Genomic DNA, 26,618 nt, shown 5'->3' on the forward strand with positions numbered 1-26,618 from the left:
GCACTCCGTACACTCGCGCCTAATTCCTGAGCAGCGGTTTTCCCGGCCGCCGCTCAGCACAAAACACGCCGAATAGAGGAGAACCCCCGCCATGGCCGATTCCTACTTCCCGCGCTGGCGCCGCCAGCCTGCCGCTGCCGAGGGCAGCATCGTCGCCACCGACGAGCGCCTCGCGTGGCCACAAATGTTCGCCATGGGCATTCAGCACGTCGTCGCGATGTTCGGCTCGACCGTGCTCGCGCCGTTGCTGATGGGCTTCGATCCGAACCTCTGCATCTTCATGTCGGGCATCGGCACGTTGCTGTTCTTCGTGCTGGTGGGCGGACGCGTGCCGAGCTATCTCGGTTCGAGCTTTGCGTTCATCGGTCTCGTGATCGCCGTGACGGGCTACGGCGGCCACGGTCCGAATCTGAACATCCCGGTCGCGTTGGGCGGGATCATCGCGTGCGGTGTGGTGTACGCGATCATCGGGCTGATCGTGTCGGCGGTCGGCACAGGCTGGATCGAAACGCTGATGCCGCCGGTCGTCACCGGCGCGATTGTCTGCGTGATCGGTCTGAACCTCGCGCCGATCGCGGTGCACGGCGTGAGCGGCAGCAACTTCGATTCGTGGATGGCGCTGGTCACCGTGCTGTGCGTGAGCGCGGTGGCGGTGTTTGCCCGCGGCATGATGCAGCGTCTGCTGATTCTGATCGGTTTGCTGATGGCGTATGTGATTTACGCGATCGTCACGAACGGCCTCGGCATGGGTAAGCCGATCGATTTCTCGGTCGTCGCCAATGCTGCGTGGTTCGGCCTGCCGCATTTCACGTCGCCGGTATTCGAGCCGCAGGCGATGGCGCTGCTCGCGCCGATCGCAGTCATCCTGGTCGCGGAGAATCTCGGCCACATCAAGGCGGTGAGCGCGATGACCGGCCAGAACCTCGATCGCTATGTCGGCCGCGCATTTCTCGGCGATGGACTCGCGACGATCCTTTCCGGCTTCGCTGGCGGCACGGGCGTGACGACGTACGCGGAGAACATCGGCGTGATGGCCGTGACCAAAATCTACTCGACGCTGGTGTTCGTGATTGCCGCCGTGATCGCGCTGGTGCTCGGCTTCTCGCCGAAATTCGGCGCGGTGATCCAGACGATTCCGGGACCGGTGCTGGGTGGTGTGTCGATTGTCGTGTTCGGGCTGATCGCGGTGACGGGCGCGCGCATCTGGGTCGTCAACAAGGTGGATTTCTCGGACAACCGTAATCTGATCGTCGCAGCCGTCACGCTCGTGCTCGGCGCAGGGGATTTTTCACTGAAGCTCGGTGGCTTCGGTCTGGGCGGTATCGGTACCGCGACGTTTGGCGCGATCATCCTGTATGCGTTGCTGAGGAAGAAGTCGGCGCAAGGGCCGGTGGCCTGATTGTTTGCCCCGCGATAAGCGGGAGAGTGAGCGGCGCGGGCGTGTATCCGGTTTTTGCGGAACAGGCCCGGGCCGTAGCAGAAGCCGTCACACGGTCGATCTTTTTAGTGAGGTCGTGCAATCCGTGCTGCAGAGCAGGGGCGCTCAATAGGTGCGCGCGACGCGTTTTATTTTCCGGCACGGGGACTCGCGCTCTACTTGCTTCGCGTCACTCGTGTGAGGGCGCGCCAAATCAATCTCGCCGAATTCGCGCAGCAATAAGTTTCGTGCGCCGACGCCACAAACCACACGCTATTTCTTCCGTGCCGTCAGCGCCGTCTCCGACAAGTCCACTTCGCGCATCAGCTTGTTCAACGTCTCATCGTTGATCTCCTGACTGTTGCGCAGCGCCAGCAACGTCTTGCGCTCGGCGCGCATCGCCGCCAGCTTCATCCTGAACTCGAGCGCATCGGCGCGGCGTGCCATTTCTCGCGGTTCCTGCTCTTCATCGAGTGTCGCGAGGCGGCGCCGGTAGAGGTCCATCACACGAGCGGTGACATCTGCTGCATAGGCGGCTTCAGATTCCTCCAGATTCGAGCATTCGGTATCGTGGACTTCGTCGACCGCGCGAATCGCCGCTTGGGCGGCCATCGTGCGCGCCAACGCTTCTTCTTTGGCATGCGGGTCCTTGCCGCGACGCCAGCCGCGTAACAACACCGGCAATACTCCGACTGCGACGAGCAGCGACAACAGAATCACGCCTGACGCGATGAAAATTGCCAGATCGCGACCCGGCAGCGGTGTGCCGTCCGGCAACAATTCGGGCAGCGACAACACGCCCGCCAACGTCACCGCACCGCGCACACCGGCCACCGTCGTGACCGACACCATGCGCAAGCCGGGTACCGCGTTCGCCACCCCCTGCTTGGCCGCGCCACGGCTCGCGAACCAGCGTAGCAGCCACACCCACACGAAGCGCATCGCGTACAGCGCGACCGCGACCGCCGCGATGTAGCCGATCAGCAAACCGACCTGCGTGTTGCTGGTTTCGTGCGCGTCGAGCAATGCACGGCCGAGAATGTGCGGAAACTGCAGCCCCAGCAGAATGAACACCATGCCGTTGAAGACGAATTCGATCATCGTCCACGTACTGGCGGCGCGCACCCGCGACGACACCGGTCCTTCGGTCGCGACGCTCGAGTAGTTCATCATCATGCCGGCGGCGACGGCGGACAGAATGCCCGACAACTCGAAGCGCTCGGCGATCAGATAGGCGGCGAACGGAATCAGCAGCGTCATCACGACGCCGGGTGCCGGATCGCCTTCTTCGGTAAGGCTGAAAAAATGCGCCGATACGAAGCTGAACAGCCAGCTAACGGCGGCGCCCACCGCAAGGCCGCCCGCAGCGATGATCACGAAGCTGATCGACGCGTCGCGTAGCGAAAACACGCCGGTCATTGCCGCGGCGATCGCAAACTTCAGCGCGACCAGACCCGACGCGTCGTTCATCAACGCCTCGCCTTCGAGGATATGCATCAGCCGTCCAGGAATGCTGCCTTTGCCGACGATGCCTGACAACGCCACCGCATCGGTCGGCGACAACACGGCCGCAAGCGCGAACGCGACCGGCAGCGAAATAGCCGGCACCAGCGCGTGCACGAAGTAGCCGACCACCAGCACAGTTCCGAACACGAGACCGAGCGCGAGCATCAGGATCGAGCGGCGTGCCATGAAGAACTCGCGCTTGGGAATGCGCCAGCCATCCGCGAACAGCAGTGGCGGAATGAACAGCAACATGAAGATTTCCGGATCGAAGCTGACATGCAAGCCGAGTTTCGGCCACGCGAGCAACGCGCCGATTGCGATTTGCACGAGCGGCAGCGGCAGCTTGAACGGCAACGAGCGCGTCAGCACGCCGGAGGCAGCGACGGCGAGCAGAAGGATCAATACGGTAAATACTATTTCCATCGGTCTATTTCTAGGGATATAACGATCACTTGCTCGGAGATTTTCGACGATGCCGCCGCGTTACGTTCACGAGGGGCCAGCCGAAGTTTAGCCCGAGGACGGGAAAGGCAAATGTCAGGCTTGCATCGCATGCATGAGGCTGCGCGCGAATGCGGCGGTGCCAAGCGTGGCAGGCGCGGTCCGGACGCGTCAGCCGGGCTCGACGCACCGCAACGGTGCGCGTCACGCCCACGCTCGGCGCACGAACCTTTTCGTCGGTGCAATCTTCGGTCGAAAGTGAATTGGAATGTGCGCCAGCGTGCGCATGGAGCTTGCTTAAGCAGTAGCGATGACGCACATTTGAGAAACGGCGCCGAGGTTGTTCGCTTCCGCGTTCGGACCGGGCCGGCTCTTGCGTGAGAGGACTGCATGACGATTGCGCAACAGGACAGAACGGCCACCGTGCCGCATGGTTTCGATGTCGAGGTGACATCGGGGCTTCAGCGTTTTTCAGTGCAGCATGGCGAGCTGACACTGACGAGCGTATTTCAGCCGATTTTCAGCCTGTCGCATATGCGGGCGGTCGGTTACGAAGGTTTGCTGCGCGCGCACGACGCGCTCGATCGTCCCGTGTCGCCGCTCGACGTATTCGGCGAGGCGGCGCGCGTCGGCGATGTGCTGCAGGTGGACCGTCTCGCGCAGACGCTGCATCTGGAGAACTTCAAGGTGCTCGGCGCCGAGCGCGAATGGCTGTTTCTGAACGTGCATCCGGGCGCGCTCACCGATCCGTATCTGTCTGCCGCGCTGCTGGCCACGCTGCGGCGGCTCGATCTGCCGCCACGGCGCATCGTGCTCGAAGTGCTCGAACAGCGTGCTGAAGACCTGGAGCGCCTCGCCGAAGCGGTACGTCAGTTTCGCGAGCGCGGCTTCCTGATCGCGCTCGACGATTTCGGCGCAGGCCACTCGAACGTTGAACGGATCTGGCAGTTGAATCCCGACATCGTGAAACTCGATCGCGTGATGCTCTCGCATGCGGCGCATCGTGCGGATATGGCGACAATTTTGCCGGGACTGGTCGCGTTACTCCATGAGGCGGGCAAGCTGGTGCTGATCGAAGGCGTGGAGACTGAGCATGAAGCGCAGATGGCGCTCGCGTGCAACGCCGACTTCGTGCAGGGTTTTTTCTTCGGTAGACCGAACCCCGGTGCAGCCGATGCCATGCATGCGACCACGTGCATCAGCGAACTCACCGAGCGTTATCGCGATCTGGCCGACGCGCGCGAGCGGCGCAGCGCAACCCGTTTGGCGCCGTATTTGCGGGCCTTCGAGCGCGCGGCCGAGCGGCTTGCCGCTGGCGAGCCGCTCGAAGAGGTGTGCTGGAATTTTCTCGCGCTCGACCACGCCGCGCGTTGTTTCCTGCTCGACGCCAAGGGCCGGCAGGCGGGCCGCAACGTCGTGTTGCGAGCGGATCGCGCGGCGCATGAGACGCGCTTCTTGCCGCTGGCCGATGCTCAAGGCGCGAACTGGTTGCGTCGACCGTACTTCCGCGATGCGATCAACGCGCCCGAACGCGTGCATGTGACGCGACCTTATCTGTCGATCAACGAGGCGTTGCCGTGCGTGACGTTGTCGGTAGCGACACGCGTCGGCGATCAGACTTGCGTGTTGTGCGGCGATATCGATTGGGTGGACGAAGAGCGGTTCTGAGATGATGTCGCTTTAACCGCAGTTCTAACGACACCCGCCGCGCCTATGTCCATCCTGTTCGAAGTCATTGCCACGACCGTTGCCGATGCGCGTCTCGCCGCGCAGGCCGGCGCTAACCGTATCGAACTTGTCACAGCGATGGGCGAGGGCGGCCTGACGCCGAGCGTGGGCGTGATCGAAGCGGTGGTGGCGGCGGTCGATATCCCGGTGAACGTGATCGTGCGGCCGCATAGCCGCTCGTTCGTCTACGACGCCGACGATTACGCCGTCATGCTGCGCGACCTACGGGCCGTGAAAGCAGCGGGCGCGAACGGTGCCGTGATCGGCATGTTGAATGCTGAAAACGAGATCGACCGCGAAGGCCTCGCGCGCGCGATCGATGCTGCCGGTGGACTCGCGATCACCTTCCATCGTGCGTTCGACGAAACGCGTGATCGACGAAAAGCGCTGGACGTATTGCTTGGTTTTGATGCGGTGACGAACGTGCTGACATCCGGCGGACAAGCTTCGGTGCTGAGCGCGGAAGACTCGATCCGCGAACTGGTACGGCAGGCCGACGGATCGCATTGCACCGTGCTCGCCGGTGCGGGTTTAACGGTCGAAGCTATTGAAGGCTTCGTGACGAGAACGCAAGTTGAAGCCGTGCATTTCGGTTCAGGCGTTCGCGTGGGCAGCAACGGTCTTGCGCCTGTGGATCCCGCAAAGGTCACGCAGGTTAGAACGCTTCTAGATAGAGCATCAGGTAACTAACTTGCCACGCAAGGAAAAGACCCAAGCGCAATTGAAATGCCGCTTCGAATAGAACTCGAAGCGGCATTTTTCTTATCACGGCCTGCGTGCGCGCGAAAAACTACTTGGCCACGACCACTGGAATGCCACGCAACTGACCCGCACCCTTCATCTCCTGCAACGACTTTTTCACCGCTTCACCGGTCGCCGCATCGATCAGCAAGCTCGCAGCGAGATCACGCTCACCCCGCTTCACTCCCGCCAGGTTCGCTAGCTTTACGTGACCGTAGCCGCGTACACGCGCATGCAGATCGGCGAGCTTGGCCACGTCTTCCAGGTTATTTGCGTTGAGTTTCGCGAGTGCGCGTTGCAACGTGGTTTCGTAATCGTCAGCGAGTTCGCGCTCCATCCTGCGCTCCAGCGTGCGGCCAAACGGATCGAACAGCGTGCCGCGCAAACCACGCCATTTCGCCATCATGCCGAGCACCGGCCACATCCATTGACCGAAAACTTTCTTGGTCGGATTGACGCCAGGTTGGGCTCGCGTCAGCGTGGGCGGCGCGAGGTTGAACTTGATGCCAAAGTCTTTACCCGCTACGCCTTCAAATTGCGCTTCAAGTGCCTCACGGAAAGCAGCATCCGTATGCAGTCGCGCGACTTCGTATTCGTCCTTCACCGCCAGCAGTCGATAGAACGTCGTGGCCACTGCACGCGTCACGCGCTCGCTTTGCGGATTCACCGCACGTTCTGCACGACGCGCCGCATCGACCAGCGCGCGATAACGCGTCACATACGCTGCGCCACCGTAAATTTGCAGACGCCCTTCGCGATGCGTGATCAGTTCGTCGAGCGTATCGACTCTCGCCGCCTGCTTCGGCAGATGCCGCGCCTGCCACAGCGATTCCAGCGCAGCCGGATCTTCGGCAGCCATGCGGCCGATTGAAAACGCCAGTTGATTCATCGTCACCGCGACGTTGTTCAATTCGATCGCACGCATCAAGGCAGCGAACGACACTGGGACGAGGCCGAGTTGCCACGCATAGCCAAGCATCAGGATATTCGCGCCGATCGTATCGCCGAGAAAACGCGTGGCGAGCGCTTGCGCGTCGCACGTCGACATGCGCTCCGGTCCCGCAGCGTGACGCATCTTGTCGATCAATGCGTCGGCGTGCAACGTCGCGTCGGGGTTCGTCACGAAGGTCGCGTTCGGAATCGCGTGCGTGTTGACGACGATCCGCGTGCGGCCGTGACGCACCGTTTGCAATGCGTCGGCACTGGCACCCACTACCATGTCGCAGGCGAGCAGCACGTCGGCCTGTTGTGTGTCGATGCGAACCTGATTGAGCCATTCATCACGCGCGGCAAAACGAACGAACGACAGCACCGAGCCGCCCTTTTGCGCAAAGCCCATGAAGTCCAGCACCGACGCGCTTTTGCCCTCCAGATGCGCAGCCATGCTGATCAATGCGCCCACCGTCACGACGCCCGTGCCGCCGACGCCCGTCACCAGAATGTCGTACGGCGCGGCGTCGAGATGCGTCGCGGGAATCTTCAGTGCGTCAATGTGGGCGGCGAGTGCTTGCGGATCGAACGCGACGCCTGCGGCTTTTTTCAACTTGCCGCCTTCCACCGTGACGAAGCTTGGGCAGAAGCCGTTCACGCACGAGTAGTCCTTATTGCATGACGATTGATCGATCCGGCGCTTGCGGCCTACCGCCGTCTCAACCGGCTCCACCGACAAACAGTTCGACTGCACACCGCAATCGCCGCAGCCTTCGCAGACTTCTTCGTTGATGAACAGACGTTTGTCCGGATCGGGAAACTCGCCTTTCTTCCTGCGACGCCGTTTTTCCGCCGCACAGGTCTGGTCATAAATCAGCACGGTCACGCCGTCGGTGTCGCGCAATTCGCGCTGCACGGCGTCCATCTCGCTGCGATGGTGGAACGTGGTGCCTTTCGGAAAGAGATCGTGATGACCGTCGTACTTCTCCGGTTCATCGCTGACCACGACGAAGCGTGATACACCCTCCGCTTCTACCTGACGCGCGATTTGCGGAACGGAGATGCTGCCGTCCACCGGTTGTCCGCCCGTCATCGCGACGGCATCGTTATAAAGAATCTTGTACGTAATGGTCGTTTTCGCCGCGACTGCCTGGCGGATCGCGAGAATGCCCGAATGAAAGTAAGTGCCGTCGCCTAGATTCTGGAATACGTGACGCGTTTTCGTGAACATCGAATGCGATGCCCAGTCCACCCCTTCACCGCCCATCTGAATCAGACCGGTGGTGTCACGCTCCATCCACGACGCCATGAAGTGGCAGCCAATTCCTGCATGTGCGATCGAACCATCCGGTACTTTGGTCGATGTATTGTGCGGACACCCTGAGCAGAAATACGGCGTACGTTTCACGCTATCTGCTTCATTCGACAGAATTTGCGGCGCAACCAGATCGACCACACGTTCGCGGCGATCCAGCGCAGGCTTGTGCTTCGCGAGCCACGTCGCGAACACCGGCAGAACGCGCGACGGCCGCAATTCGCCAAGCGACGACAGAAGCAGCGTGCCATCCTCCGCATTTTTTCCGACGACGATCGGCCGCGTGCCTTGCGTGCGGTGGTACAGATGGTCCTTGATCTGCTGCTCGATGACCGGACCCTTCTCTTCGATCACCAGTACTTCAGACAAGCCCGACACGAACTCGTCGATACGCGTCATCTCCAGCGGAAACGACAGACCGACTTTGTAGATCCGCACACCGGCAGTCTCCAGGTCGGCGACGGTCAAATCGAGGCGGCGCAATGTTTCCATCAAATCCAGATGCGCTTTGCCACACGTGACGATCCCCACGTTCGCATGGAGACTCGGTGCGATCCATTTGTCGATGCTGTTCACGCGCGAAAAGTGACGCACGGCATCGAGCTTCGCGTGCATCCGCGCTTCGATTGTCAGGCTCGGCAGATCGGGCCAGCGATTATGCAAACCGCCGGCCGGCGCGGCGAAATCCTGCGGCACGCTCCATTCGGTTTGCAGCGCATCGAGATCGACGGTTGAACCGGATTCGACTGTTTCGGAGATCGCCTTGTAGCCGACCCACGCGCCCGAGAAGCGTGACAATGCCCAGCCATACAAACCGAATTCGAGCATGTCCGCGATATTCGACGGATTCACCACCGGCATATGCCAGGCCATCATCGCGAAGTCGCTCTGATGCGGCATCGACGACGACACGCAGCCGTGATCGTCGCCCGCCACGACCAGCACGCCACCATGCGGCGACGAGCCATACGCGTTGCCGTGCTTCAGTGCATCGCCGGCGCGATCGACGCCAGGGCCTTTGCCGTACCACATCGCAAAGACGCCTTCGACGGTGCGCTCCGGATCCGACTCCACCCGCTGCGTGCCGAGTACCGCGGTGCCGCCGAGTTCTTCGTTGATGGCGGGCAGAAAGCGAATATCACTCGCGGTCAGGAGTTTCTTCGCCTTCCACAACTGCTGATCGACCATGCCGAGCGGTGAGCCGCGATAGCCGCTGATAAAACCAGCGGTGTTCATCCTGTGTGCGTTGTCGAGCGCGCGCTGCATCAACGCGACGCGCACCAGCGCCTGCGTGCCGGTCAGGAAGATCCGGCCGCGCGATGCAGTGAGATTGTCGGACAGCTTGTAATCGGCCAGTGCGGGCGTGCCGTCGATGGGCAGGCGAGCGGTCATGGGTGAGTCTCCGTTTGTTGTGCGTCCGCGCGCGATGGATTGGGGACCACAGAGTGACGCGGCGGAAGAGACTCTATTTTTTAGCGCCGATTAGAGTGATTTATTCCTACTTTGATACGCAGCAGTTGAATGAGCGCGAAGAGCCACACGTTTTAATGAAGTTTTGAGGTGGATTCGCCATGCGGCGGCGGGCTTCGGGTATGCCCTGGGGCGATTGGGCGGGTTGGTGCGCCGCTTCAGGCACCGCAGTTTTACTGTGCCGCAGCTCTCGCCGTGACATCGGCGGCGAGCGGTGCCGCGTCGAGCGGCACGATCTCGTCGAAATGCGAATAGTCGATATGACTCACGCCGTCCTGCTCGCTCATGATGTCGACGAAACGGTAATTCCAGAAAATCTGCTCGGACGTCCACAGATGGCGAGCCTGCATGGTTTGCGAAGTCGACTCATCGACCCCTTCGAGCGTCAGCAGCAGTGTCGTGTCGCGAGCTTTGAGCGTCTCGGTGTTCTCACCGAAGAGCGGGCTGCTTTCGTCGATCACATGCATCACCAACCAGCCCAGCTTGAAGACCGGATGCTGATCGCGCACCAGCGTCAGGTCGTAAAGCTTGCGCATCGGAAAGCCTTCGATTGAGACCTCCTGGCGCATGATCCGCAGCTTGGCGCGGGCCTCGGCGATCACGTTCTGACGTGCATTGGCCGAGCGCACCATCAGCGTCATGCGGCCGTCAAGAGGCCGGACGACTGCCCGGCTGGCAAACACGATCTTCGCGTGCGGCCGCGAAAAGCGCGCGAAGATCAGACCTGTCGCTAACGCGATGCTGGACATGCCGACGAAGATTTCCAGCGTGGCGATCCAGTGTGCGTAGAGGGTTTGCGGATGCATGTCGCCGTAGCCGACGGTCGCCAGGGTCTCGACGCTGAAGAAGAATGCGCCGCCAAAACCCTTGGGAAACTGATTGGCAATCGACCCGTCGCCGAGCATGTAGAGCGTGGCAAACGCGGTGTTGAGCAACAGGAACAGCATCGCGAGTGAGACGAAAAACATCGGCCAGCGAACCACCAGCGCGCGGTGATAGAGATCCTGCCAGAGCGGCGTGGGCATGCCATGCTCGATCACCGTGCGATCGTCGAGGCGCAGTTCGCGGCTGCCGCGCGGGCGACGCTTTCTGGCGCTCGCTTCGGCGTTGTCGAAGCCGGACAGACGGTCTTGAGGTTCGGTGGACATCGCGTGCTCGTGGGGATCATTCCGGGCACAGCGTAGCACGCCGGTTTGTCGGCGGAAGGGGATTTTCGGCGAGTTTGCGGCGCGGGCAGCGAGCCGGGAAAGCGATGTTTCGACGGCGCTTACAGGCGCGTGTTGCCATGTCGTGTACAGGTTGCGCGCATCGCGCGGCCGTGCGTCGAACCAGCGTTGCCGTCTCGTTCAACCGGCTACGGAAACGCTCGCGGCGTCGGAATACCCGCGCCCTGTTCGATATCGTCGACCGCCTGTTGATGCGCGGCCGCTACCGCTTCGGCTTCGTCGCTATAGCCGCCGTCACCGCCAATCGTTGTCCATGACTTAACGGCTTTCTCGCGATGGCGGATTTCATATTCCGCGTCCCAGCGCGCACCGTTAAGTTCGATTGGACGGACGTGTATCGAGTACACGCCGTAGAGGAAGAGTTGTTCAGCCATGATTGCCTCCGGCCGATAGCTGATGCAGGGCGGCGCATCGCAACAGGCGCTGCGCCAGTGCGTCGGGTCCGTCTAGAGTTCGATTGCCCCGAGGATGCGGTGAGCGAGCGCCTTGGCCTCTTCAAGCGCTTCTTCAGGCGTCGACGAGGTGGCTTCCACTTCGTGCAGCCTGGTCTCGTGATCGGTGTCGGCTTCGCCGTCGTCGCGCGAGAGGGTGACCACGCCCTGCCACGTGTCGGGTCCGACTTCTTTTATCGAGGCAACGGCTGTGTAGATGCCTTTGGTGTAGGTGATGTCGTCCATAACGTCGCTCCGTCTTCCAAAGGTTGCGGTTTTTTCATCCTAGCACGATGACGGAGGATCGGTTTCCTGCCCATGCGGCGCGCCATCTCCATCACAATGCGCGCCGCACGAGGCAACAGGATTACAGCAGCGCAACCACCTCATCCAGCGACGGCGCATGCGCACCCGCATGCCGGCAAGCGGCTGCGCCAGCCGCCAACGCAAACCCGAGATGCTCGGACCAGCCGCGCTGCGGCGCGGTCATCAGGCTGAACAGCAAGCCGCCGATCGACGCGTCGCCCGCGCCCACGGTGTCGACCACTTCGACGCGCGGCGGACGTGCTTCGATGACCGCTGCACCGTCGATCAGCATCGCCGACTCCGGCCCGCGCGTCACCATCACGGTCGCGCTCGGGTTCATCGCGCGCAATTGCGCGAGGGCGGCGGTTTCGTCGTCGGTCTTGAACAGCAGGCGCAGGTCTTCGTCCGATACCTTGATCAGATCGGCGAGCGCCGCCATTTTGCGCAGCGTCGGCTCGTAGCCGTGCTCCATCAGGTTCCGGTAGTTCGGATCGAAACTGATCTTCACGCCACGCGAACGCAACTCGGCGGCCAACGCGGCCAGCGTATCGCCGAGCGGTTGCCGCACGAGGCTGATGCAGCCGAAGTGCGCCCACTTCACCTGTGTCATCCAGCCATCTGGCAGCTTCGCCGGATCGAAAGCGAGATCGGCGCCGTTCTCGCCCATAAAGAAGTACGCGGGCGGATGCGTCTGATGAACGATCGCCAGCAAAGGCGGCCGCTCGACGCGTTGCATGAAGCGCATATCGAGGCCCGCCGCGACGCTCGCATTCCACAACTCGTCGGAGAAATTATCGACGCCGAGCGAACCCGCGGACGCCGTCGGCAAACCGAGCCGCGCGACGCAACGCGCGACGTTCCAGCCCGCACCGCCTGGACGCGACAGCCATTGCGACGTACCGGTGCGCACGAGGTCGGTGAGGATGTCGCCGGCCGATACGAAGAGGGGAAACTCAGGGGTCGCGTTCATTGTGCTTTCTCCACGGACTCGGACGTGGTGGCTGCGCTGTCCGGCAGCGCATGAGCGAGCACTTCGTAGCACGCGCCCATCGTGTGATAGTCGGTCTTGCCGGCCGGGCTCTTTTCGTCGCTGTATTTGCGGTTGTCGCAGGTGAGGATGCGATACCACGCGCCGTATTTGTGATCGACGAAATGCGTCCAGCTATAGCGCCAGATCTCGTCGTACCAGTCCCAGAAACGCTCGTTGCCGGTGCGCTTGCCGAGCAGCGCGGCGGTCGCGAAGGTTTCCGCCTGGACCCAGAAATACTTGTCGTGATCGCAGACGGTGCCGTCCGGGCCGAAGCCGTAATAAAGGCCGCCGTGGTCTTCGTCCCACGCGTGCGTCATCGCGGCGTCGAACAGTTCGATGGCGCGCGGCAATAGCCACGGCAGCGGACGGAAGCGCTCCAGAATCAGCAGCAGCTTCGCCCATTCCGTTTGATGCCCCGGCTGAAAACCCCACGGGCGGAAAATATTCGAGCTGTCTTCTTCGTTGTAATGCCAGTCGACCGACCAGTCCGCGTGAAAGTGTTCCCACACCAGACCTTGCGACAGCTTGGCTTGACGCAGCGTGATATTCGACGCCACGCGTTCCGCGCGATCCAGATAGACGAGGTGGCCGGTGGCTTCGTGCGCGGCCAGCAGCGCCTCGGTGGTGTGCATGTTCGCGTTCTGCCCGCGATACGAACTGACTCGCCAGTCGGCCGACGCCTCATCGGCATAGAGACCGGCTGCGGCGTCCCAGAAGCGATGCTCCATCAACTCGAAGGTGGCGCCGATCATCGGCTTCGCTTCTTCGATACCGGCCATCGCCGCATGCGAGTACGCGAGCAGCACGAACGCGAGGCCGTAGCAGTGGCGCGTGCCGTCGAGCGTGCGCTTGTGGCCGTCGCGCCATTCGAGTTCCCAGTCGTAGCCCTCGTTCTGCGCGTCCCAATGGGCTTCGCGCAGGAAGCGCAAACCGTGGCGTGCGTACTCGAGATGCTTCGGGTCGCCGAACTGGCGATACGCCATCGCATAGTTAAATACGTAGCGGCAGCTGCTGACCAGGTGGCGCGTGGTTCTGTCGTAGATCGAACCGTCGTCGCGGAAGAAATGGTAGAAGCCGCCGCTCGGATCGAACACGTTCGGCGCGTAGAAATTCAGCGTGTCCTCGACGTGCGAGAGCAGAAAGTCGCGGCTGCGATAACTCTCGACGGGAGGAACCGTAGCGGCGCTGTTGGCGGGGTGAAGCGGATCAGGTTGCGTCATGGCGTTTTCACCAGCGTACTGGCGCGGGCAATGAGTTGAACGGGCAAGCGGACTTCAAGCTCGGCGGGAGCGTCTTCAAGCAGCAATTCGACGCCGCGCCGGCCGAGCGCTTCCTTGTCGACGGAAAGGGTCGATAGGGGCGGTGTGGCATGCGCGGCGGCAGGGATATCGTCGAATCCGATGATCGCGATGTGTTCGGGCACGCGCAAGCCGCGCGCGTGGCAAACGCGCAGCGCGGCAAGCGCGGCGGCGTCGTTGTAGGCAAATACGGCGTCTGGGCGCGGACCGGGGGCATCCAGCAGCCGATGCATCGCGCGTGCTGCGCCGGTGTCAGGGTCGAGGCCCGCGTCGATCGTCAATTCGAGCGACGGGTCGAACAGCAAGCCTGCTTCGAAAAACGCCTTGCGGTAGCCGAGCGCGCGCTGCGCGATGCTGAAGTGCGCCAGCGAGCCGCCGATGAACGCCACGCGCTTGCGTCCCTGTTCGAACAGATGCCGCATCGCGAGCATTGCGCCGGCGACATTGTCGAGATTCACCGAGCGCAGGCCGGGCGCCCACAGGTCGATCAGCACGAGCGGGCGTTGCATGGCGACCAGCGTGGTCAGCGTTTCCGGTTCGACGAAGCCGGCGATGGCGACCGCGTCCGGCGCGTGCAGGCGCATCTGCTGGACGACGTCTTCGGTCGGACCGGCAGTCAGCACCGACGGCACGATGCCGCGCTCGCGGCACGCGTCTTCCACGCCGTGCAGCACATGCGAGAAGAACGGGCTGGCCGCGAAGTTATTGTGCTGACGGTGCAACAGGAAGGTCAGCCGGCGGATACGCGGACGCAATTGAGCCGCGTCGTAACCGAGTTGCCGCGCCGTTTCGACGACGCGTTCACGGGTAGCTTCGGACAGGCCGGGCTGATTTTTCAGTGCCCGGGAGACGGTGCCGATCGACACGCTGGCCGCACGGGCGACGTCGCGGATGGTTGTGGCCATCAAATGAAGCGGCACGCCGGAGTGCGGCCGCGTGGTGTTTGGGTCCGGGCGATTGTATAGTAAAACGCCGCTCGAACGGCCCGTATGGCGGCCTGTCGACACCCGGAAATACCCGTAGATGTTGATGCTGGCCCAGAATATGCTGTTTAGTAAAATTGGCTAAACATGCTGCTTCCGCGATGCGATGCGATGCGCTGACCAGTCAGGCGTCGAACGGAGCGGCTTCGATTTGCCCTTGTAGCAGCGCAGCGCTTTCTTCCGGGTCGATCAGCACGAAACCGCTGATCGCGTGCTTGGCGCGCCGCTTCGCCAACGCGGCCACCGTCGCGATCTGCTCGCTGGTGTACAGCGTCGCGCCGCTCGCAGGTTCGACGTGCACGCAGCCAATCGCCATCGTCACGAAGCCGAAGAAGGTGTGATTGCCGCGCCGGTCTTCGCCGTGAATGCCGCCTGCAAGCCGGTCAGCCGGCGCGTAAAAGCGCTGCGCGCCTTCGTTGAACAGAGGGATCGCGCGTAATACCCGCTCGTACCAGTCGTCGCTCTGGAACAGGATCAGGAAGTCGTCGCCGCCCACGTGCCCAAGAAAGTCGCGGGTCGGCTCGCACGCGTCGGCGAGCACGGCGGCGGCGAGTTTCAGCACTTCGTCGCCTTGCCAGTAGCCATATTGGTCGTTGAACGGCTTGAAGTGGTTCAAATCCACGTAGCACGCGTGGAAACCGGCCTTGTTATCCAGCAGCCGTGCAATGTGCGAGCTGATCGGAATGTTGCCCGGCAGGAAAGTCAGCGGATTGGCGTAGCGCGCCGCTTCGAGGCGGACTTCGGTAACCGCGCGCACCAGACTTTCGCCGGTGCCGAGGCCCGCATATTTGCCGTTCTCGGTGATGACGAAACCGTCGGCGAGATAGCGCTGGTCGTCGCTGGCGAGAAGCCGGGCCATCTGCTCGACCGTCATCGATTTTTCAATCATGACCGGCGACGCATTCGCAAACTGCATGCACGGCTTCTTGCCGAATAGCTCGCGGTGGTACGGCAATGCGTAGCGATCCATGAAGCTGCGCCGGTTGATCAGCGCGACCGGTTCACCGCTTTCGACGACTGCCACGGCATGCAGATCGGGCAGGCGGTTGAACAGGTCGAGCACGTTGTTGTTAGTGGCGTGACGCGGCAACGCAGGCGCGCGGACCAGCATTTTTTCCGACGCCATACCGCCCGACGGCGACGTGCTGCTCACCGCGCGCGTGGTCTCGGGGAATACGGCGATGTGAGCCGCGCGCAACGCGTCGCGGGCGTTGTCGGTCACCTTGCGGGCCGGCAGCGGATGCGGCGGGGCGAAGAAAAATCCTTGGCCGTAGCCGATCCCCATGTCGCGCACCACGATCAGATCCGCTTCGTTTTCGATCCCCTCGGCCACGAGTTGCGCGCCGCTCGCGTTCGCAAAGTGCTGCATCGCGCGGACGGCCTCGAACTTGAGCGGGTCGCTGGCGATGTCGTGAATGAAGAAGCGGTCAATCTTCACGACGTCCGGTTGCAGCCGCACCCACAGATTCATGCTGGCGTTCGCGGTCCCATAGTCGTCGAGCGCGAACTGCGCGCCGGTGCGGCGCAGCGATGCGATCACCGGCGCGAAGCCGGCTACATCGGGAATGGCGCTTTGCTCGGTCAATTCGATCACGATCCGCTGCGGATCGATGCCGTAATCGCGCAGCAGCGCCAGCGTGTCCTCGCGCGCGGCGGCCAGTTGGCGGATCGCGCCCGCGCTGAAGTTGAGGAACAGCTTGCCGTCAATAGCGAGTCTCGCGAAAGCCTCGATGCAGGTGCGCGCGGCGGCGCGTTCGAGGGCGATCGTGCAGCCCTCCGCAAGTGCTTGCGAAAACAGCGCGAACGGCGCTTCGAGCTCGGTGCCAGCCGGGCCGCGAATCAGCCCTTCGTAGCCCAGGATCGCGCCGTTTTCGAACGCGACGATCGGCTGGAATACGGCGGACAGCTCACGCCGGGCGATCAACTCCTCGATGCGCGGCGCAGCGGGTCGGGGGGACGAGCGAGGTTGCATGGCAGAAGGACGTAGCGATCGACCTTCGGCTTATCGGCTATTTCTGTTTTTAAATTAAGTGAATTTTTAATGAAGTTGCGCACTGAGATGGTGCCTGGGGTGGCAGTCGGGGAGGCGCGCTGCGGCTGTCCAAGAATCGTCTTATGTCATCAGGCCGAGGCGACAGCATCGGCGTTTGGGCGTGAAATAACAAAAAAGCCGCACGAGGCGGCTTTCTTCAAATGACGCTCAGGGAGGGCGCTTATGAATGTTCTGTTTGCATTGCGTGCGTATTCAGCGGCGTGCGACGGCGGCGGCAGCCCGCTCGCGCGAGGTGCCGTGAGTCTCGCCAGTGGTGTCGCGCGCGCCCCAACGTTGCGCGAGCGCGGCGCACACCATCAACTGGATCTGGTGGAACAGCATCAGCGGCAACACGACGGCGCCCACCGCGTGCGACGCGAAAATGACCTTGGCCATCGGCACGCCAGCGGCGAGGCTCTTCTTCGAACCGCAGAAAATGATCGTGATCTGGTCCGCGCGGTTGAAGCCGAGCCGCTTGCTGACGAAGATCGTCACGGCGAGCGCGAGCGCGAGCAGCACAGCAGACACCACCAGCAAACCGCCGAGCGCGGACAACGGAATCTGGTGCCACAGGCCTTCGTTCACTGCCTCGCTGAACGCGCCGTACACCACCAGCAGGATCGAGCCCTGATCGACGAACTTCAGCACGCCGCGATTGCGTTCGATCCACTTGCCGATCAGCGGACGCAGCAATTGCCCGGCCACGAACGGCACCAGCAGTTGCAGCACGATGTTGCCCACCGTATGCCACGGCGAAGCGCCGCCGCTGGCAGCCTGATTGGTCACGACGACGCTGACGAGCGCGGGAGTGATGAAGATGCCGAGCAGGCTGGACGCAGATGCACTGCATACCGCGGCCGGCACATTGCCTTTGGCGATCGACGTAAACGCGATAGACGACTGGACAGTAGACGGCAGCGTGCAGAGGAAGAGGACCCCCGCATAGAGCGCCGGCGTGACAAGTGGCGAAAGGAGCGGTTTAAGCGCGAGGCCGAGCAGCGGAAAGAGCGCGAACGTGCTGAGAAGTACGACCAGATGGAGCCGCCAATGCGTCGCACCCGCCACGATCGCTTCGCGTGAGAGCTTCGCGCCGTGCAGGAAGAACAGCAGGCCGACCGCCACGTTCGTCACCCAGTTGAACCCGACGGCGGCTTGTCCGTGAACCGGCAGAAGGCTGGCGAGGATCACGGTGCTGACCAGGCACAGGGTGAAATTATCGGGAAGCAGTTTCGGGCGAGCCATGTCGGAATCTCGATTCGGTGATGCGCACTGGCGCGGAAGGCGCACGCTCAAGCGGCGCCCCAAGCTATGGAAAACGGCTATTGTTGTTGAAAATCGATTGAAAAAGCAAATTCATTTGCCGAATTGATTAATGAATGTAGTGCATTAAGAATGCGCGGTCGTGGCGATTGGATGCAACGGCTCGCGCCACATTTCAGTATTGGCGAGGCCGTCTGATTGGTCCATGCCGTTTTGACAATTGACGCCGGAAAGGGCGATCAAACAGACAACTACGGGTGACCGGGCGGCGGCAATTCGTCATACGCGAGATCGCCGCCGAGGCCGGCAAAAAGCCGCGTCGCCAAGCGGTTTCAGCGCGTCCGCGCAAGTGCTGTGTCGCACAAAAACGTCGCAGTAACAAGGTGTTACATCCAGCGAGGAGGCCTAACACTTTTTGGCTCGACACCCTCCGCCCACGCCCATAAATTACGGTTCAAAGGCCATCGGGATGCCCCGCGCCGCGAGATTGAACGCGGCGTCCATCACGTCCCAGAACAAGTCCGTTGCAGCTCGAACAGCGGACTTCAGGCAAGTCTTCGGGCATGAGAGTCACCAAGGTGGACGGGTTGTCGAGAACGAAGCACTGGGCGTTGGGCGCGGTCATCACCGTGCTGTGCTCGTTCGTCTATGCAAAAGGACCGGGCGTGCCGCATGGCGGTGGTGGATTTTCAGGCGCGCATTCTGGCGGTTATTCGCATGCGCAGGAGCGTTCCGTGCGAGCCAATATGATTGGCGGTGGCCGTTATTCAGGTGCTCGTGCAGTTGCAGCAAGACCGAACCCGTATCAAGCGGCGGACCGCAACGCACGCCTTTCGCGTGGCGCCCCGAACTACGCGGGCGGCGGCTACGCCAATGGCTTTGGCGGCGGCAATGGTTTTGGCGTCTATAGTCCCAGCGTGCGGGGTTTGACAGCAGCACCGTCGCGCTATTCAGACGATGGTCGCGGGCGCATGCAATATGCCGGTGCGATCACGCAGGTTAGCGCCGAGTCCCGTTCGGTGCCGCGACCGCCTGCCAATGCGCCCATGCGCACGGGGTCTATCCGTGCGGACGTGGCCCGCTACAACGAAGAGCGCGGTGCTTCTCGTGGGATGCAGCGTCAGAATGACGATCCGCGTCAGCCGGAAGGGTCGCCGTATCGTAATTAGCCAGCTGGCCGCGATTTAAATTGCGTCTAGCCAGGGCTTCACGATAATTGGCCGCATCCGCCGCATCCGCCGCATCCGCCGCATCCGCCGCATCCGCCGCATCCGCCGCATCCGCCGCATCCGCCGCATCCGCCGCATCCGCCGCATCCGCCGCATCCGCCGCATCCGGCTCTGCTATGACGCGCGGTGGGCGACCAACATCCACTGCTGATTTACCCCTTCCCTCCCTTCCTGCCGTCGCACTCATTGGCTCCGTTTCGCGGTTCCAATTACCTCGTCGCGCCCCTCCGCGTTAATCCGCTCCGGCACCTACCCCCCCAATCTGAAGCAATGTGACGTTTAGACGCCACACTTTTTTGAAAACTCTCGGCAGCTGAACCCTTCCCATCGTCAAATCTCATCCGCTCTGCGGCGACGCGTCATTTGGATCTCGTCGAATTCTTAAGAACATAGTCTGGAAGGGCTTTACAGCCATTTTGCGCGACGCAGCGAGTCCGACCGAAACACCGTCAGGAGGTCGAAGACTCAAGCTATAGCAGGCCGATAAGCGACAAAACTAATCAGACCGATATACCCGCAATAACCAACGATATTTTTGTCCATAAAAATGGTCCGCAAAGATGGTTCCGCCCAGTTTGGCTCGACGATCGAACGGACAACAAACAATAAGTTCGCGCGAGCTCCCCTTTCGCACAGCCACACCTTTTTGACAAAGACAGGAGAACCCATGAAAACAAGCAACAGCAGTGCGCTGAAGACCATTCTCAAGGCAACCGCGTGTGCCGCTCTGCTGGCCAGTGCATCGTCTGCTTTTGCGCAATCGAGCGTGCAGCTTTACGGTCAGGTCGACGAATGGGTCGGCTCGCAGAAATTCCCTGGCGGGAAATCTGCGGTAGTGGTTTCCGGCGGCGGTATGTCGACGTCGTACTGGGGCTTGAAGGGTACTGAAGATCTGGGCAACGGCTACAAGGCGATTTTCGCGCTGGAAGGCTTTTTCCTCGCGCAGAACGGTCAGTACGGCCGCTTCACGGGCGACACGATGTTCTCGCGTAACGCGTACGTCGGTATCGAATCGCCGTACGGTACGTTCACCGCTGGCCGCCTGACCACGCCGCTGTTCGTGTCGACGATTCTGTTCAACCCGTTCGTCGACTCGTACGTGTTCTCGCCGATGATTTACCACACGTACCTCGGCCTCGGCACGTTCCCGACTTACACGACCGACCAGGGCGTGACCGGCGACTCGGGCTGGAGCAATGCAGTGTCGTACTCGTCGCCGAACTTCAACGGGCTGAGCGCGACGGCGATGTACGCGCTCGGCAACACGACCGAGAACGGTGCGAAAAAGTGGAGCGGCCAGGTGCTGTACTTCCACGGCGCGTTCGCCGCGACCGCCGTGTATCAGTACGTGAACTTCAACAACGTTCCGGGCGACCTCGGCAGCTTCGACACGTCGGGCGTTCCGGGGCTGAGGAGCCAGAGCGTCGGGCAAGTGGGTATGACGTACGACTTCAAGTTCGTGAAGCTCTACGGCCAGTACATGTACACGTACAACGACCAGCAGGTCACGAGCTGGCACGTGAACACGGGACAAGGCGGCGTGACGGTACCGTTCGGCCCGGGCTCGATCATGGCGTCGTACGCGTACTCGCGTAACGGCGGCGGCTCGAACCAGACCCGTCAGACGGCGGCAGCGGGCTACGACTATCCGCTGTCGAAGCGCACGGACATCTACGCCGCGTACCTGTACGACCACATCACCGGTCAGTCGAGCGGCAATACGTACGGCGTCGGCCTGCGCGCGAAGTTCTAGGCGCGTCGACCTCCGCTGCGCACATTCGCTCGCTCGGAAGAGTTGCCGGGTGTGCCGGCCGGCTGTCATGCGCCGGTCGTCATTGCAAAGCCCGCCTTCGGAAGAAGGCGGGCTTTGTCGCTTCTGCTCGCAAGCACAGTGGCATGGCGCGCATGTTTGCCGACCATTTTTTGATAAACACGGCAAAATGGCGTCGATTAATTCCTGAAGCGAGCGATTGAGATGGATACCCTCGTCAGCATGAAAGTGTTCCGCCATGTGGTCGAAGTCGGCAGCTTTGTCGGCGCGGCTGAGCGGATGGAGATGTCGGCGGCGATGGCGAGCAAGCATGTGATGCACCTCGAACAGCAACTCGGCGCGCGTCTGTTGAACCGCACGACGCGGCGCGTCGCGCCGACCGAGGCGGGCCGCGAATACTATGAACGGCTGAGCCAGGCGCTCACCGAACTCGACGAAGCGGGGCAGGTAGTCGGCGCGGCAAGCGTCGTGCCCCAAGGTCGATTGCGGGTGTCGTCGTTGTCGGCGTTTGGCTTGAGCTACGTGATGGCTGCGGTCGCGGACTATGCCGCGCAGTATCCGCAAGTCACCGTCGACATGACCTTGTCCGACCGCGTGGTCGAACTGATCGACGAGGGTTTCGACGTCGCGATTCGTGCTTCGCCCAGCGGATTGAAGTCGTCGTCGCTGATCGCGAGGCAGATCGCGACTGCGCATCTCGTGCTGTGCGCGTCGCCCGCGTATTTGCGGCGGCATGGTACGCCGAAGAGCGTCGCCGATCTCGCGCGCCATAATTATTTGCAGTACGCCGGTGTCTCGGTGCCTGAGATCGCGACAGGCGAGACGTCGCCGCGTTTGCGTCTGTCGGGCAACCTCATCGTCAACCATCTGGAGGCGCAGCGCGTGCTCGTATTACAAGGCGCGGGTATCGCGATGCTCGGTACCGAAGTGATCGGCACCGATCTGGCCGAGGGCCGTCTCGTGCCGCTGCTGGTGGACGATGTGCCGCCGCGCGAGTTGCCGATTCATGTGGTCTATGCGAGCCGACGGCATTTGTCGGCGAAAGTGCGTTCGTTTGTGGACTTTCTTGCCGAGCGGTTCACTAACGAATCGCTGTGGCCGTCGCTCGAACAGATCAAGGCGTTGGCGGCGCGCTAGAGCGTGTCCCGCATGGGGTTCGCGGCGCTCAGGATGGTGGGCTGCGCCACCGCGCTGACTGATTGTGTCGGGCGCAGTGTGCCGGCATCGCGCAAACCATCGCGCTATCAACCTGATGTGCGCGTCATCCGCTGCGGCTCAGCCTGAACGCGAGCCGCAGCGCCTCGACAACCCCGCCGGTCAATCGACGGGGCATTCACCTGCTGAGCCTTAACGCGCGATCCCCAGCCGTGCCTTCGCGTCGTCATATTCCTTCTTCAGACGCTGCACCAGCTCACCGACGCTCGGCACATCGTCCATCAGACCGACGCCCTGGCCTGCGCCCCAGATGTCCTTCCACGCCTTCGCCTTGTCGCTGGCGAAGTTCATCGCGCTCTTGTCCGATTCCGGCAGCGCGTCCGGGTCCAGTCCCGCGTTCAAAATGCTTTCGCGAATGTAGTTGCCGTGCACGCCGGTGAACAGGTTCGTGTAGATGATGTCCGATGCGGTGGATTTGACGATGGCCTGCTTGTAACTGTCGACCGCGTGCGCTTCCTGGGTCGCGATAAAGCGCGTGCCCATGTAGGCCAAGTCCGCGCCCATCGCCTGCGCGGCGAGAATCGAGCCGCCGTTGGCGATCGAGCCGGACAGCACGATCGGGCCGTCGAACATGCGCCGCACTTCGCCGACCAGCGCGAACGGCGAGGTCGTGCCCGCGTGACCGCCCGCGCCCGACGCCACCAGAATCAGACCGTCGACGCCCGCTTCCAGCGCCTTCTGCGCGTGGCGCAGATTGATCACGTCATGCAGCACGATGCCGCCATAGCTGTGCACGGCATCGACGATTTCACGCGCCGGCGCGCGCAGACTGGTGATGAAGATCGGCACCTTGTGTTCTACGCACACGCGCACGTCGTGCTCAAGCCGCGTATTCGACTGATGGACGATCTGATTGACGGCAATCGGCCCGATGATCGCATCGGGATTGGCCGCCTTGTGCTCGGCGAGCTGCGCCTGGATCTGCGTGAGCCATTCATCGAGCAATTCCGCGGGGCGCGCATTCAGCGCCGGGAATGAACCGACGATCCCAGCCTTACATTGGGCCAACACGAGTTCGGGATAGCTGACGATGAACATCGGCGAAGCGACGACGGGCAGCGCAAGGTTTTGCAGAACGGCGGGCAATGCCATAGTGCGAGTCTCCTGATTTGGACGAACCGGCGCGGTGTTGAGCGCCTGGCGTTTGATGAGTTTAGCGGCACATGGAATGGCGCACACGGCAAGCAGCAAGCCGAGGCTGGCTGACAGTCACGCTGCCATCACGATCCTGGCGCGTGTCGGACCAAGCCTTCACCCGAAACCATGTCCGTCCGAAAATTTAAGAACGGTCGTTCGATTATAGGCGAAGCGTGAAGCATGCGCGTCGCTGGATCGTTTGGAACAGTTGGAAGGAGAGTTCAGGTTCTACGTTTGCGTGGGTTATCCCACTCGTATGAACAGATTGGGCTTCTACAATGCTCGAACTCCCAAATGACAAGAGAGACGCCATGGCCTTCGAAAATTTCACGCCCTTTCGCGTCGCCGTGGGCGATGTCGATATTTTCGGAGTGAAAGGGGGAGTCGGGCCGCCGCTGTTGCTGCTGCACGGCCATCCTCAATCGCACCTGATCTGGGAGCGCTGTGCTGCGCAACTGGCCGCGCACTTCACCGTGATTGCTACCGATCTGCGCGGTTACGGCGCGTCGGGCAAACCGGCCAGCGACGCCACGCACATGCCGTATTCCAAACGTACGATGGCGGCCGATCAGGTCGCGGTCATGCGCCATTTCGGCTACGACAGATTCCTCGTGTGCGCGCACGATCGCGGCGCGCGCGTCGCTCACCGGATGGCGCTGGATCATGCCGATGCCGTCGAGCGCCTGATGCTGCTGGACATCGCGCCGACGCTCGCGATGTACGAGGCCACCGACCGCACGTTCGCCACGCATTATTTCCACTGGTTCTTCCTGATCCAGCCCGAGCCGTTGCCCGAAACGCTGATCGGCGCGAACCCGGCCGCTTATGTCGATGCAGTGATGGGCGGGCGTCACGCGGGACTGGCTCCGTTCGAACCGGCTTCGCTCGACGCCTATCGCGCCGCGCTCGCACAACCCGGCGCGGTGCATGCAATGTGCGAAGACTATCGGGCGTCGGCGAGCATCGACCTCGAGCACGATCGTGCCGACATCGAACGCGGCAACAAGATTGGTTGCCCGATGCGCGTGCTGTGGGGCGATAAAGGCGTGATCGAAAAGTGCTTCGATGCGCTGGCCGAATGGCGTCACGTGGCGCGCGATGTCAGTGGCCGTTCACTGTCTTGCGGGCATTACATACCCGAAGAGGCCTCGGATGAACTGGTTGCCGAGATGCTGTCTTTCTTCGAAGCAGTCGAACAATAACCCGCCACGATGGTACGGATTCCGGAATAAACAAAAGAGGTCATTGTTCATATCAGCGGAGCAATGATCCTGACTCTGGCGACAGGAGACCTGCTGACAGAGGTGTCTGCGGACCTAAAAAATAGCGTCAACCTTCTGTAGGGAAATCACCGATGCGGTCCAAAAACCCGCACGCGTATCATCCGTACAGACGCTGATCACGTCCGACAGAATTTCCGCCGCTCGCCTTGATGGTCGAGCGGCTTTCTTTTTGTGGCGACGGTTTTGTGTCGCGCGAGGTTAGGGCGGTGATATTCACGTCACGCACCCGTTCATCACTGTTGACGTGCGATAACCCGCGCGCCGTCTAGTTGCAGCGGCCCATTGTTTGCCGCGAGTTCACTGACAAGATCCGCAATCAACCCAGGCCACTCGTCGCGCGGCTTGAGCATCGATGCGGCGGCGCGCATCACGGCGGCATCATCGAGCAGCCCTAGCAGTTCATCGAAACGCATTGCCCGAACGTCGAGCAGCCTGAATACGATCAGCACCTTCAACGCGTTCTTCGCGTTGCGTGCGGGATCGCCACGCAACCACGCGAGCCGCGAAAATGCGCGTTCAAGCGCCTGTTCGATATTCGTGAACGGTGCGCCATGGCCGGGAATCACCACCCGCACGTCCAGTTTCGCAATGGCTTCGAGCACGGCCTGCTGTTCGGCGAAACCGCTTTCGCCTTCGAGTTCCGGAAAGATCACCCCGAAGCCGCTTTCCCACAGTGCGTCCGCGCTGATCAGGATGCGCTCGCTCGCGCAATACAGCATCAGCGAATGAGGATCGTGGCCTGGCGCGCCCAGCACTTGCCAGTCGAGTGCACCTAGCCGCAGTTGCGCGCCCGGCGCGATGGTCCCGCTGAAGGTGAAGCGTTCGCAGATCTGGCCGGTTGCGCGAAACGTGAGACGCGCCTCGTTCCAGTCGCGCACGTTATCGGCTTCCGATTCGGGGATCAGCGTGCGGCACGGCCATGCCGCTTGCAACAACGCATTGCCGCCGCAATGGTCCGAATGCAGGTGCGTATTGACGATCAGATCGAGTGGCCGCGCGCCCAGCGTTTGCTGCACCAGCGCGAGTGTTTGCGGCGCGTGCGTCGCATAACCGGTGTCGACGAGTGCGGCGCAGTTGTCGTCGGTCAACAGCACATTGTTCGACGACAGCCAGCCTCGTTCAAATACGCGGATCGATTCCGGCAGTGTGATCATGGGGTGGCCAGTTTCGCATCTGCGTGCGCAGGCGCTTCTTCAGGTTTCGGCATGACCAGAATGGTCGACGTGCCGATCAACATCGTGTCGCCGCGCTGATTCACGACGCTGCCTTCGAGATGCGTGAGGTCGCCATTCAGGCTTGCCTTCCAGTGTGCGTCGCGCACACGCCAGGTGATGGTCAGCGTGTCGCTTGCGTGGACTGCTTTTTTCAGCTTGATATCGAATTCAAGGCCGAGCGGTTGCGCGAAAGTCGAAAAGTGCGTGGCGAGCAGTGCCATGAAATGCGCGGTGGGCTGCGTGCCCGACGCGATCAATCCGCCGAACCGGCTTTGCGCGGCGTACGCGTCATCGTGATGCAGCGGGTTGAGGTCGTTGACGAGCGTAGCGAACGATTTCACCGATTCCGCGGATAGCGCCAACGTCGAACTGAAGGTCTCGCCAATCGTGACGATGCGTGGCGCGGCGGTCATTGCGAACCCTTCGGTTGTTGCGCATGCAGGGCGAGGAACTGCGCGTGGCGCACTTCGATCGCATTCCAGACCGCGCGCTTTTCGTCGTCGCCGAATAACGACCAGCCGGCGATTTCCTCAATGGTGCGCAAACATCCTTCGCACCATCCGGTCGATGCATCCATCCTGCACACGCTAATGCACGGTGACAGAACCGAAGCGTCGTCGTCTTCGGTATCGTTACGCTCGCTCGTCGTCATCGC

The 26,618-nt window shown here is 62.0% G+C and carries 21 protein-coding genes; 7 read left to right on the plus strand and 14 right to left on the minus strand.

Annotated features, from left to right (window positions below; genetic code table 11):
- The first annotated feature begins 91 nt into the window (after positions 1 to 91).
- Positions 92 to 1,399, plus strand: coding sequence for a solute carrier family 23 protein (locus tag LMG28727_RS29990; protein WP_201645959.1), 1,308 nt, complete (start codon positions 92 to 94; stop codon positions 1,397 to 1,399).
- Between the two features lie 291 nt (positions 1,400 to 1,690).
- Here the strand turns inward: LMG28727_RS29990 and LMG28727_RS29995 are convergent, their stop codons facing one another.
- Positions 1,691 to 3,346, minus strand: coding sequence for a Na+/H+ antiporter (locus tag LMG28727_RS29995; protein WP_201645960.1), 1,656 nt, complete (start codon positions 3,344 to 3,346; stop codon positions 1,691 to 1,693).
- Positions 3,347 to 3,754: 408 nt separating this feature from the next.
- On the opposite strand from LMG28727_RS29995, the gene LMG28727_RS30000 reads away from it, so the two are divergent.
- Both LMG28727_RS30000 and LMG28727_RS30005 read left to right on the plus strand, forming a co-directional pair.
- Positions 3,755 to 5,032 (plus strand): sensor domain-containing phosphodiesterase, encoded by a 1,278-nt coding sequence (locus LMG28727_RS30000; protein WP_201645961.1) that lies wholly within the window; start codon positions 3,755 to 3,757, stop codon positions 5,030 to 5,032.
- A 45-nt stretch (positions 5,033 to 5,077) separates the two neighbouring features.
- Positions 5,078 to 5,782, plus strand: a complete 705-nt coding sequence (locus LMG28727_RS30005) for a copper homeostasis protein CutC (protein WP_201645962.1) — start codon at positions 5,078 to 5,080, stop codon at positions 5,780 to 5,782.
- Between the two features lie 100 nt (positions 5,783 to 5,882).
- On the opposite strand, the gene LMG28727_RS30010 is transcribed toward LMG28727_RS30005, so the two are convergent.
- The 9 genes from LMG28727_RS30010 to LMG28727_RS30050 all read right to left on the minus strand — a co-directional run bounded on the left by LMG28727_RS30010 (position 5,883) and on the right by LMG28727_RS30050 (position 18,096).
- The gene (locus LMG28727_RS30010; protein WP_201645963.1) at positions 5,883 to 9,470 is read right to left on the minus strand and encodes an indolepyruvate ferredoxin oxidoreductase family protein; all 3,588 of its coding nucleotides are present in this window, start codon (positions 9,468 to 9,470) and stop codon (positions 5,883 to 5,885) included.
- A 251-nt stretch (positions 9,471 to 9,721) separates the two neighbouring features.
- Entirely contained in the window at positions 9,722 to 10,696 is a 975-nt protein-coding gene (locus LMG28727_RS30015) for an ion channel (RefSeq protein ID WP_201645964.1), read from the minus strand.
- Positions 10,697 to 10,902: 206 nt separating this feature from the next.
- Complete coding sequence (locus LMG28727_RS30020) at positions 10,903 to 11,148, minus strand: hypothetical protein (RefSeq protein ID WP_201645965.1); 246 nt, start codon at positions 11,146 to 11,148, stop codon at positions 10,903 to 10,905.
- A 72-nt stretch (positions 11,149 to 11,220) separates the two neighbouring features.
- Positions 11,221 to 11,451 carry a hypothetical protein gene (locus LMG28727_RS30025; protein ID WP_201645966.1) on the minus strand — a complete coding sequence of 77 codons (231 nt, stop codon included), beginning with the start codon at positions 11,449 to 11,451 and terminating at the stop codon, positions 11,221 to 11,223.
- Positions 11,452 to 11,572: 121 nt separating this feature from the next.
- Positions 11,573 to 12,481: a carbohydrate kinase family protein gene (locus LMG28727_RS30030; protein WP_201645967.1), complete on the minus strand. Its 909-nt coding sequence runs from the start codon at positions 12,479 to 12,481 to the stop codon at positions 11,573 to 11,575.
- Positions 12,478 to 13,761 (minus strand): AGE family epimerase/isomerase, encoded by a 1,284-nt coding sequence (locus LMG28727_RS30035; protein ID WP_201645968.1) that lies wholly within the window; start codon positions 13,759 to 13,761, stop codon positions 12,478 to 12,480. The genes LMG28727_RS30030 and LMG28727_RS30035 overlap by 4 nt, the downstream gene beginning before the upstream one ends.
- Positions 13,758 to 14,744: a LacI family DNA-binding transcriptional regulator gene (locus LMG28727_RS30040; RefSeq protein ID WP_201645969.1), complete on the minus strand. Its 987-nt coding sequence runs from the start codon at positions 14,742 to 14,744 to the stop codon at positions 13,758 to 13,760. Before LMG28727_RS30040 ends, LMG28727_RS30035 begins: the two co-directional genes overlap by 4 nt.
- Before the next feature lie 202 nt (positions 14,745 to 14,946).
- Positions 14,947 to 16,794: an EAL domain-containing protein gene (locus LMG28727_RS30045; protein WP_201645970.1), complete on the minus strand. Its 1,848-nt coding sequence runs from the start codon at positions 16,792 to 16,794 to the stop codon at positions 14,947 to 14,949.
- 273 nt (positions 16,795 to 17,067) lie between these two features.
- A complete protein-coding gene (locus tag LMG28727_RS30050; protein ID WP_201645971.1) occupies positions 17,068 to 18,096 on the minus strand; it encodes a bile acid:sodium symporter family protein in 1,029 nt (342 codons plus the stop codon).
- Between the two features lie 581 nt (positions 18,097 to 18,677).
- On the opposite strand from LMG28727_RS30050, the gene LMG28727_RS30055 reads away from it, so the two are divergent.
- The 3 genes from LMG28727_RS30055 (at position 18,678) to LMG28727_RS30065 (ending at position 22,251) form a co-directional block, all read left to right on the plus strand.
- Complete coding sequence (locus tag LMG28727_RS30055; RefSeq protein ID WP_236592475.1) at positions 18,678 to 19,283, plus strand: hypothetical protein; 606 nt, start codon at positions 18,678 to 18,680, stop codon at positions 19,281 to 19,283.
- Between the two features lie 727 nt (positions 19,284 to 20,010).
- Complete coding sequence (locus LMG28727_RS30060; protein ID WP_201645972.1) at positions 20,011 to 21,096, plus strand: porin; 1,086 nt, start codon at positions 20,011 to 20,013, stop codon at positions 21,094 to 21,096.
- A gap of 222 nt (positions 21,097 to 21,318) precedes the next feature.
- Positions 21,319 to 22,251, plus strand: a complete 933-nt coding sequence (locus tag LMG28727_RS30065; RefSeq protein WP_201645973.1) for a LysR family transcriptional regulator — start codon at positions 21,319 to 21,321, stop codon at positions 22,249 to 22,251.
- A 210-nt stretch (positions 22,252 to 22,461) separates the two neighbouring features.
- Here LMG28727_RS30065 and LMG28727_RS30070 read toward each other — a convergent pair whose 3' ends face one another.
- Entirely contained in the window at positions 22,462 to 23,421 is a 960-nt protein-coding gene (locus LMG28727_RS30070; protein WP_201645974.1) for an NAD(P)H-dependent flavin oxidoreductase, read from the minus strand.
- 356 nt (positions 23,422 to 23,777) lie between these two features.
- Here LMG28727_RS30070 and LMG28727_RS30075 point away from each other — a divergent pair, with 356 nt between their 5' ends.
- Positions 23,778 to 24,668, plus strand: coding sequence for an alpha/beta fold hydrolase (locus LMG28727_RS30075; protein WP_201645975.1), 891 nt, complete (start codon positions 23,778 to 23,780; stop codon positions 24,666 to 24,668).
- Between the two features lie 314 nt (positions 24,669 to 24,982).
- Here LMG28727_RS30075 and LMG28727_RS30080 read toward each other — a convergent pair whose 3' ends face one another.
- The 3 genes from LMG28727_RS30080 to LMG28727_RS30090 are packed head-to-tail and all read right to left on the minus strand — an operon-like array spanning position 24,983 to position 26,615.
- Positions 24,983 to 25,903: an MBL fold metallo-hydrolase gene (locus tag LMG28727_RS30080; protein WP_201645976.1), complete on the minus strand. Its 921-nt coding sequence runs from the start codon at positions 25,901 to 25,903 to the stop codon at positions 24,983 to 24,985.
- Positions 25,900 to 26,376, minus strand: a complete 477-nt coding sequence (locus LMG28727_RS30085; protein WP_201645977.1) for a MaoC family dehydratase — start codon at positions 26,374 to 26,376, stop codon at positions 25,900 to 25,902. The genes LMG28727_RS30080 and LMG28727_RS30085 overlap by 4 nt, the downstream gene beginning before the upstream one ends.
- Complete coding sequence (locus LMG28727_RS30090; RefSeq protein ID WP_201645978.1) at positions 26,373 to 26,615, minus strand: DUF1289 domain-containing protein; 243 nt, start codon at positions 26,613 to 26,615, stop codon at positions 26,373 to 26,375. The genes LMG28727_RS30085 and LMG28727_RS30090 overlap by 4 nt, the downstream gene beginning before the upstream one ends.
- Between the last annotated feature and the right edge of the window lie 3 nt (positions 26,616 to 26,618).

It is taken from the genome of Paraburkholderia metrosideri (assembly GCF_904848625.1).
GTDB lineage: Bacteria > Pseudomonadota > Gammaproteobacteria > Burkholderiales > Burkholderiaceae > Paraburkholderia > Paraburkholderia metrosideri.

What these genes read in the sequence shown, in the direction of transcription:
- LMG28727_RS30010 (WP_201645963.1), bottom strand. Translation starts at nt 9,470, where the DNA reads ATGACCGCTCGCCTGCCCATCGACGGCACGCCCGCACTGGCCGATTAC.
- LMG28727_RS30070 (WP_201645974.1), bottom strand. Translation starts at nt 23,421, where the DNA reads ATGGCATTGCCCGCCGTTCTGCAAAACCTTGCGCTGCCCGTCGTCGCT.
- LMG28727_RS30025 (WP_201645966.1), bottom strand. Translation starts at nt 11,451, where the DNA reads ATGGACGACATCACCTACACCAAAGGCATCTACACAGCCGTTGCCTCG.
- LMG28727_RS30000 (WP_201645961.1), top strand. Translation starts at nt 3,755, where the DNA reads ATGACGATTGCGCAACAGGACAGAACGGCCACCGTGCCGCATGGTTTC.
- LMG28727_RS30030 (WP_201645967.1), bottom strand. Translation starts at nt 12,481, where the DNA reads ATGAACGCGACCCCTGAGTTTCCCCTCTTCGTATCGGCCGGCGACATC.
- LMG28727_RS30085 (WP_201645977.1), bottom strand. Translation starts at nt 26,376, where the DNA reads ATGACCGCCGCGCCACGCATCGTCACGATTGGCGAGACCTTCAGTTCG.
- LMG28727_RS29995 (WP_201645960.1), bottom strand. Translation starts at nt 3,346, where the DNA reads ATGGAAATAGTATTTACCGTATTGATCCTTCTGCTCGCCGTCGCTGCC.
- LMG28727_RS30015 (WP_201645964.1), bottom strand. Translation starts at nt 10,696, where the DNA reads ATGTCCACCGAACCTCAAGACCGTCTGTCCGGCTTCGACAACGCCGAA.
- LMG28727_RS30040 (WP_201645969.1), bottom strand. Translation starts at nt 14,744, where the DNA reads ATGGCCACAACCATCCGCGACGTCGCCCGTGCGGCCAGCGTGTCGATC.
- LMG28727_RS30075 (WP_201645975.1), top strand. Translation starts at nt 23,778, where the DNA reads ATGGCCTTCGAAAATTTCACGCCCTTTCGCGTCGCCGTGGGCGATGTC.
- LMG28727_RS30035 (WP_201645968.1), bottom strand. Translation starts at nt 13,761, where the DNA reads ATGACGCAACCTGATCCGCTTCACCCCGCCAACAGCGCCGCTACGGTT.
- LMG28727_RS30055 (WP_236592475.1), top strand. Translation starts at nt 18,678, where the DNA reads ATGAGAGTCACCAAGGTGGACGGGTTGTCGAGAACGAAGCACTGGGCG.
- LMG28727_RS30090 (WP_201645978.1), bottom strand. Translation starts at nt 26,615, where the DNA reads ATGACGACGAGCGAGCGTAACGATACCGAAGACGACGACGCTTCGGTT.
- LMG28727_RS30050 (WP_201645971.1), bottom strand. Translation starts at nt 18,096, where the DNA reads ATGGCTCGCCCGAAACTGCTTCCCGATAATTTCACCCTGTGCCTGGTC.
- LMG28727_RS29990 (WP_201645959.1), top strand. Translation starts at nt 92, where the DNA reads ATGGCCGATTCCTACTTCCCGCGCTGGCGCCGCCAGCCTGCCGCTGCC.
- LMG28727_RS30080 (WP_201645976.1), bottom strand. Translation starts at nt 25,903, where the DNA reads ATGATCACACTGCCGGAATCGATCCGCGTATTTGAACGAGGCTGGCTG.
- LMG28727_RS30045 (WP_201645970.1), bottom strand. Translation starts at nt 16,794, where the DNA reads ATGCAACCTCGCTCGTCCCCCCGACCCGCTGCGCCGCGCATCGAGGAG.
- LMG28727_RS30020 (WP_201645965.1), bottom strand. Translation starts at nt 11,148, where the DNA reads ATGGCTGAACAACTCTTCCTCTACGGCGTGTACTCGATACACGTCCGT.
- LMG28727_RS30005 (WP_201645962.1), top strand. Translation starts at nt 5,078, where the DNA reads ATGTCCATCCTGTTCGAAGTCATTGCCACGACCGTTGCCGATGCGCGT.
- LMG28727_RS30060 (WP_201645972.1), top strand. Translation starts at nt 20,011, where the DNA reads ATGAAAACAAGCAACAGCAGTGCGCTGAAGACCATTCTCAAGGCAACC.
- LMG28727_RS30065 (WP_201645973.1), top strand. Translation starts at nt 21,319, where the DNA reads ATGGATACCCTCGTCAGCATGAAAGTGTTCCGCCATGTGGTCGAAGTC.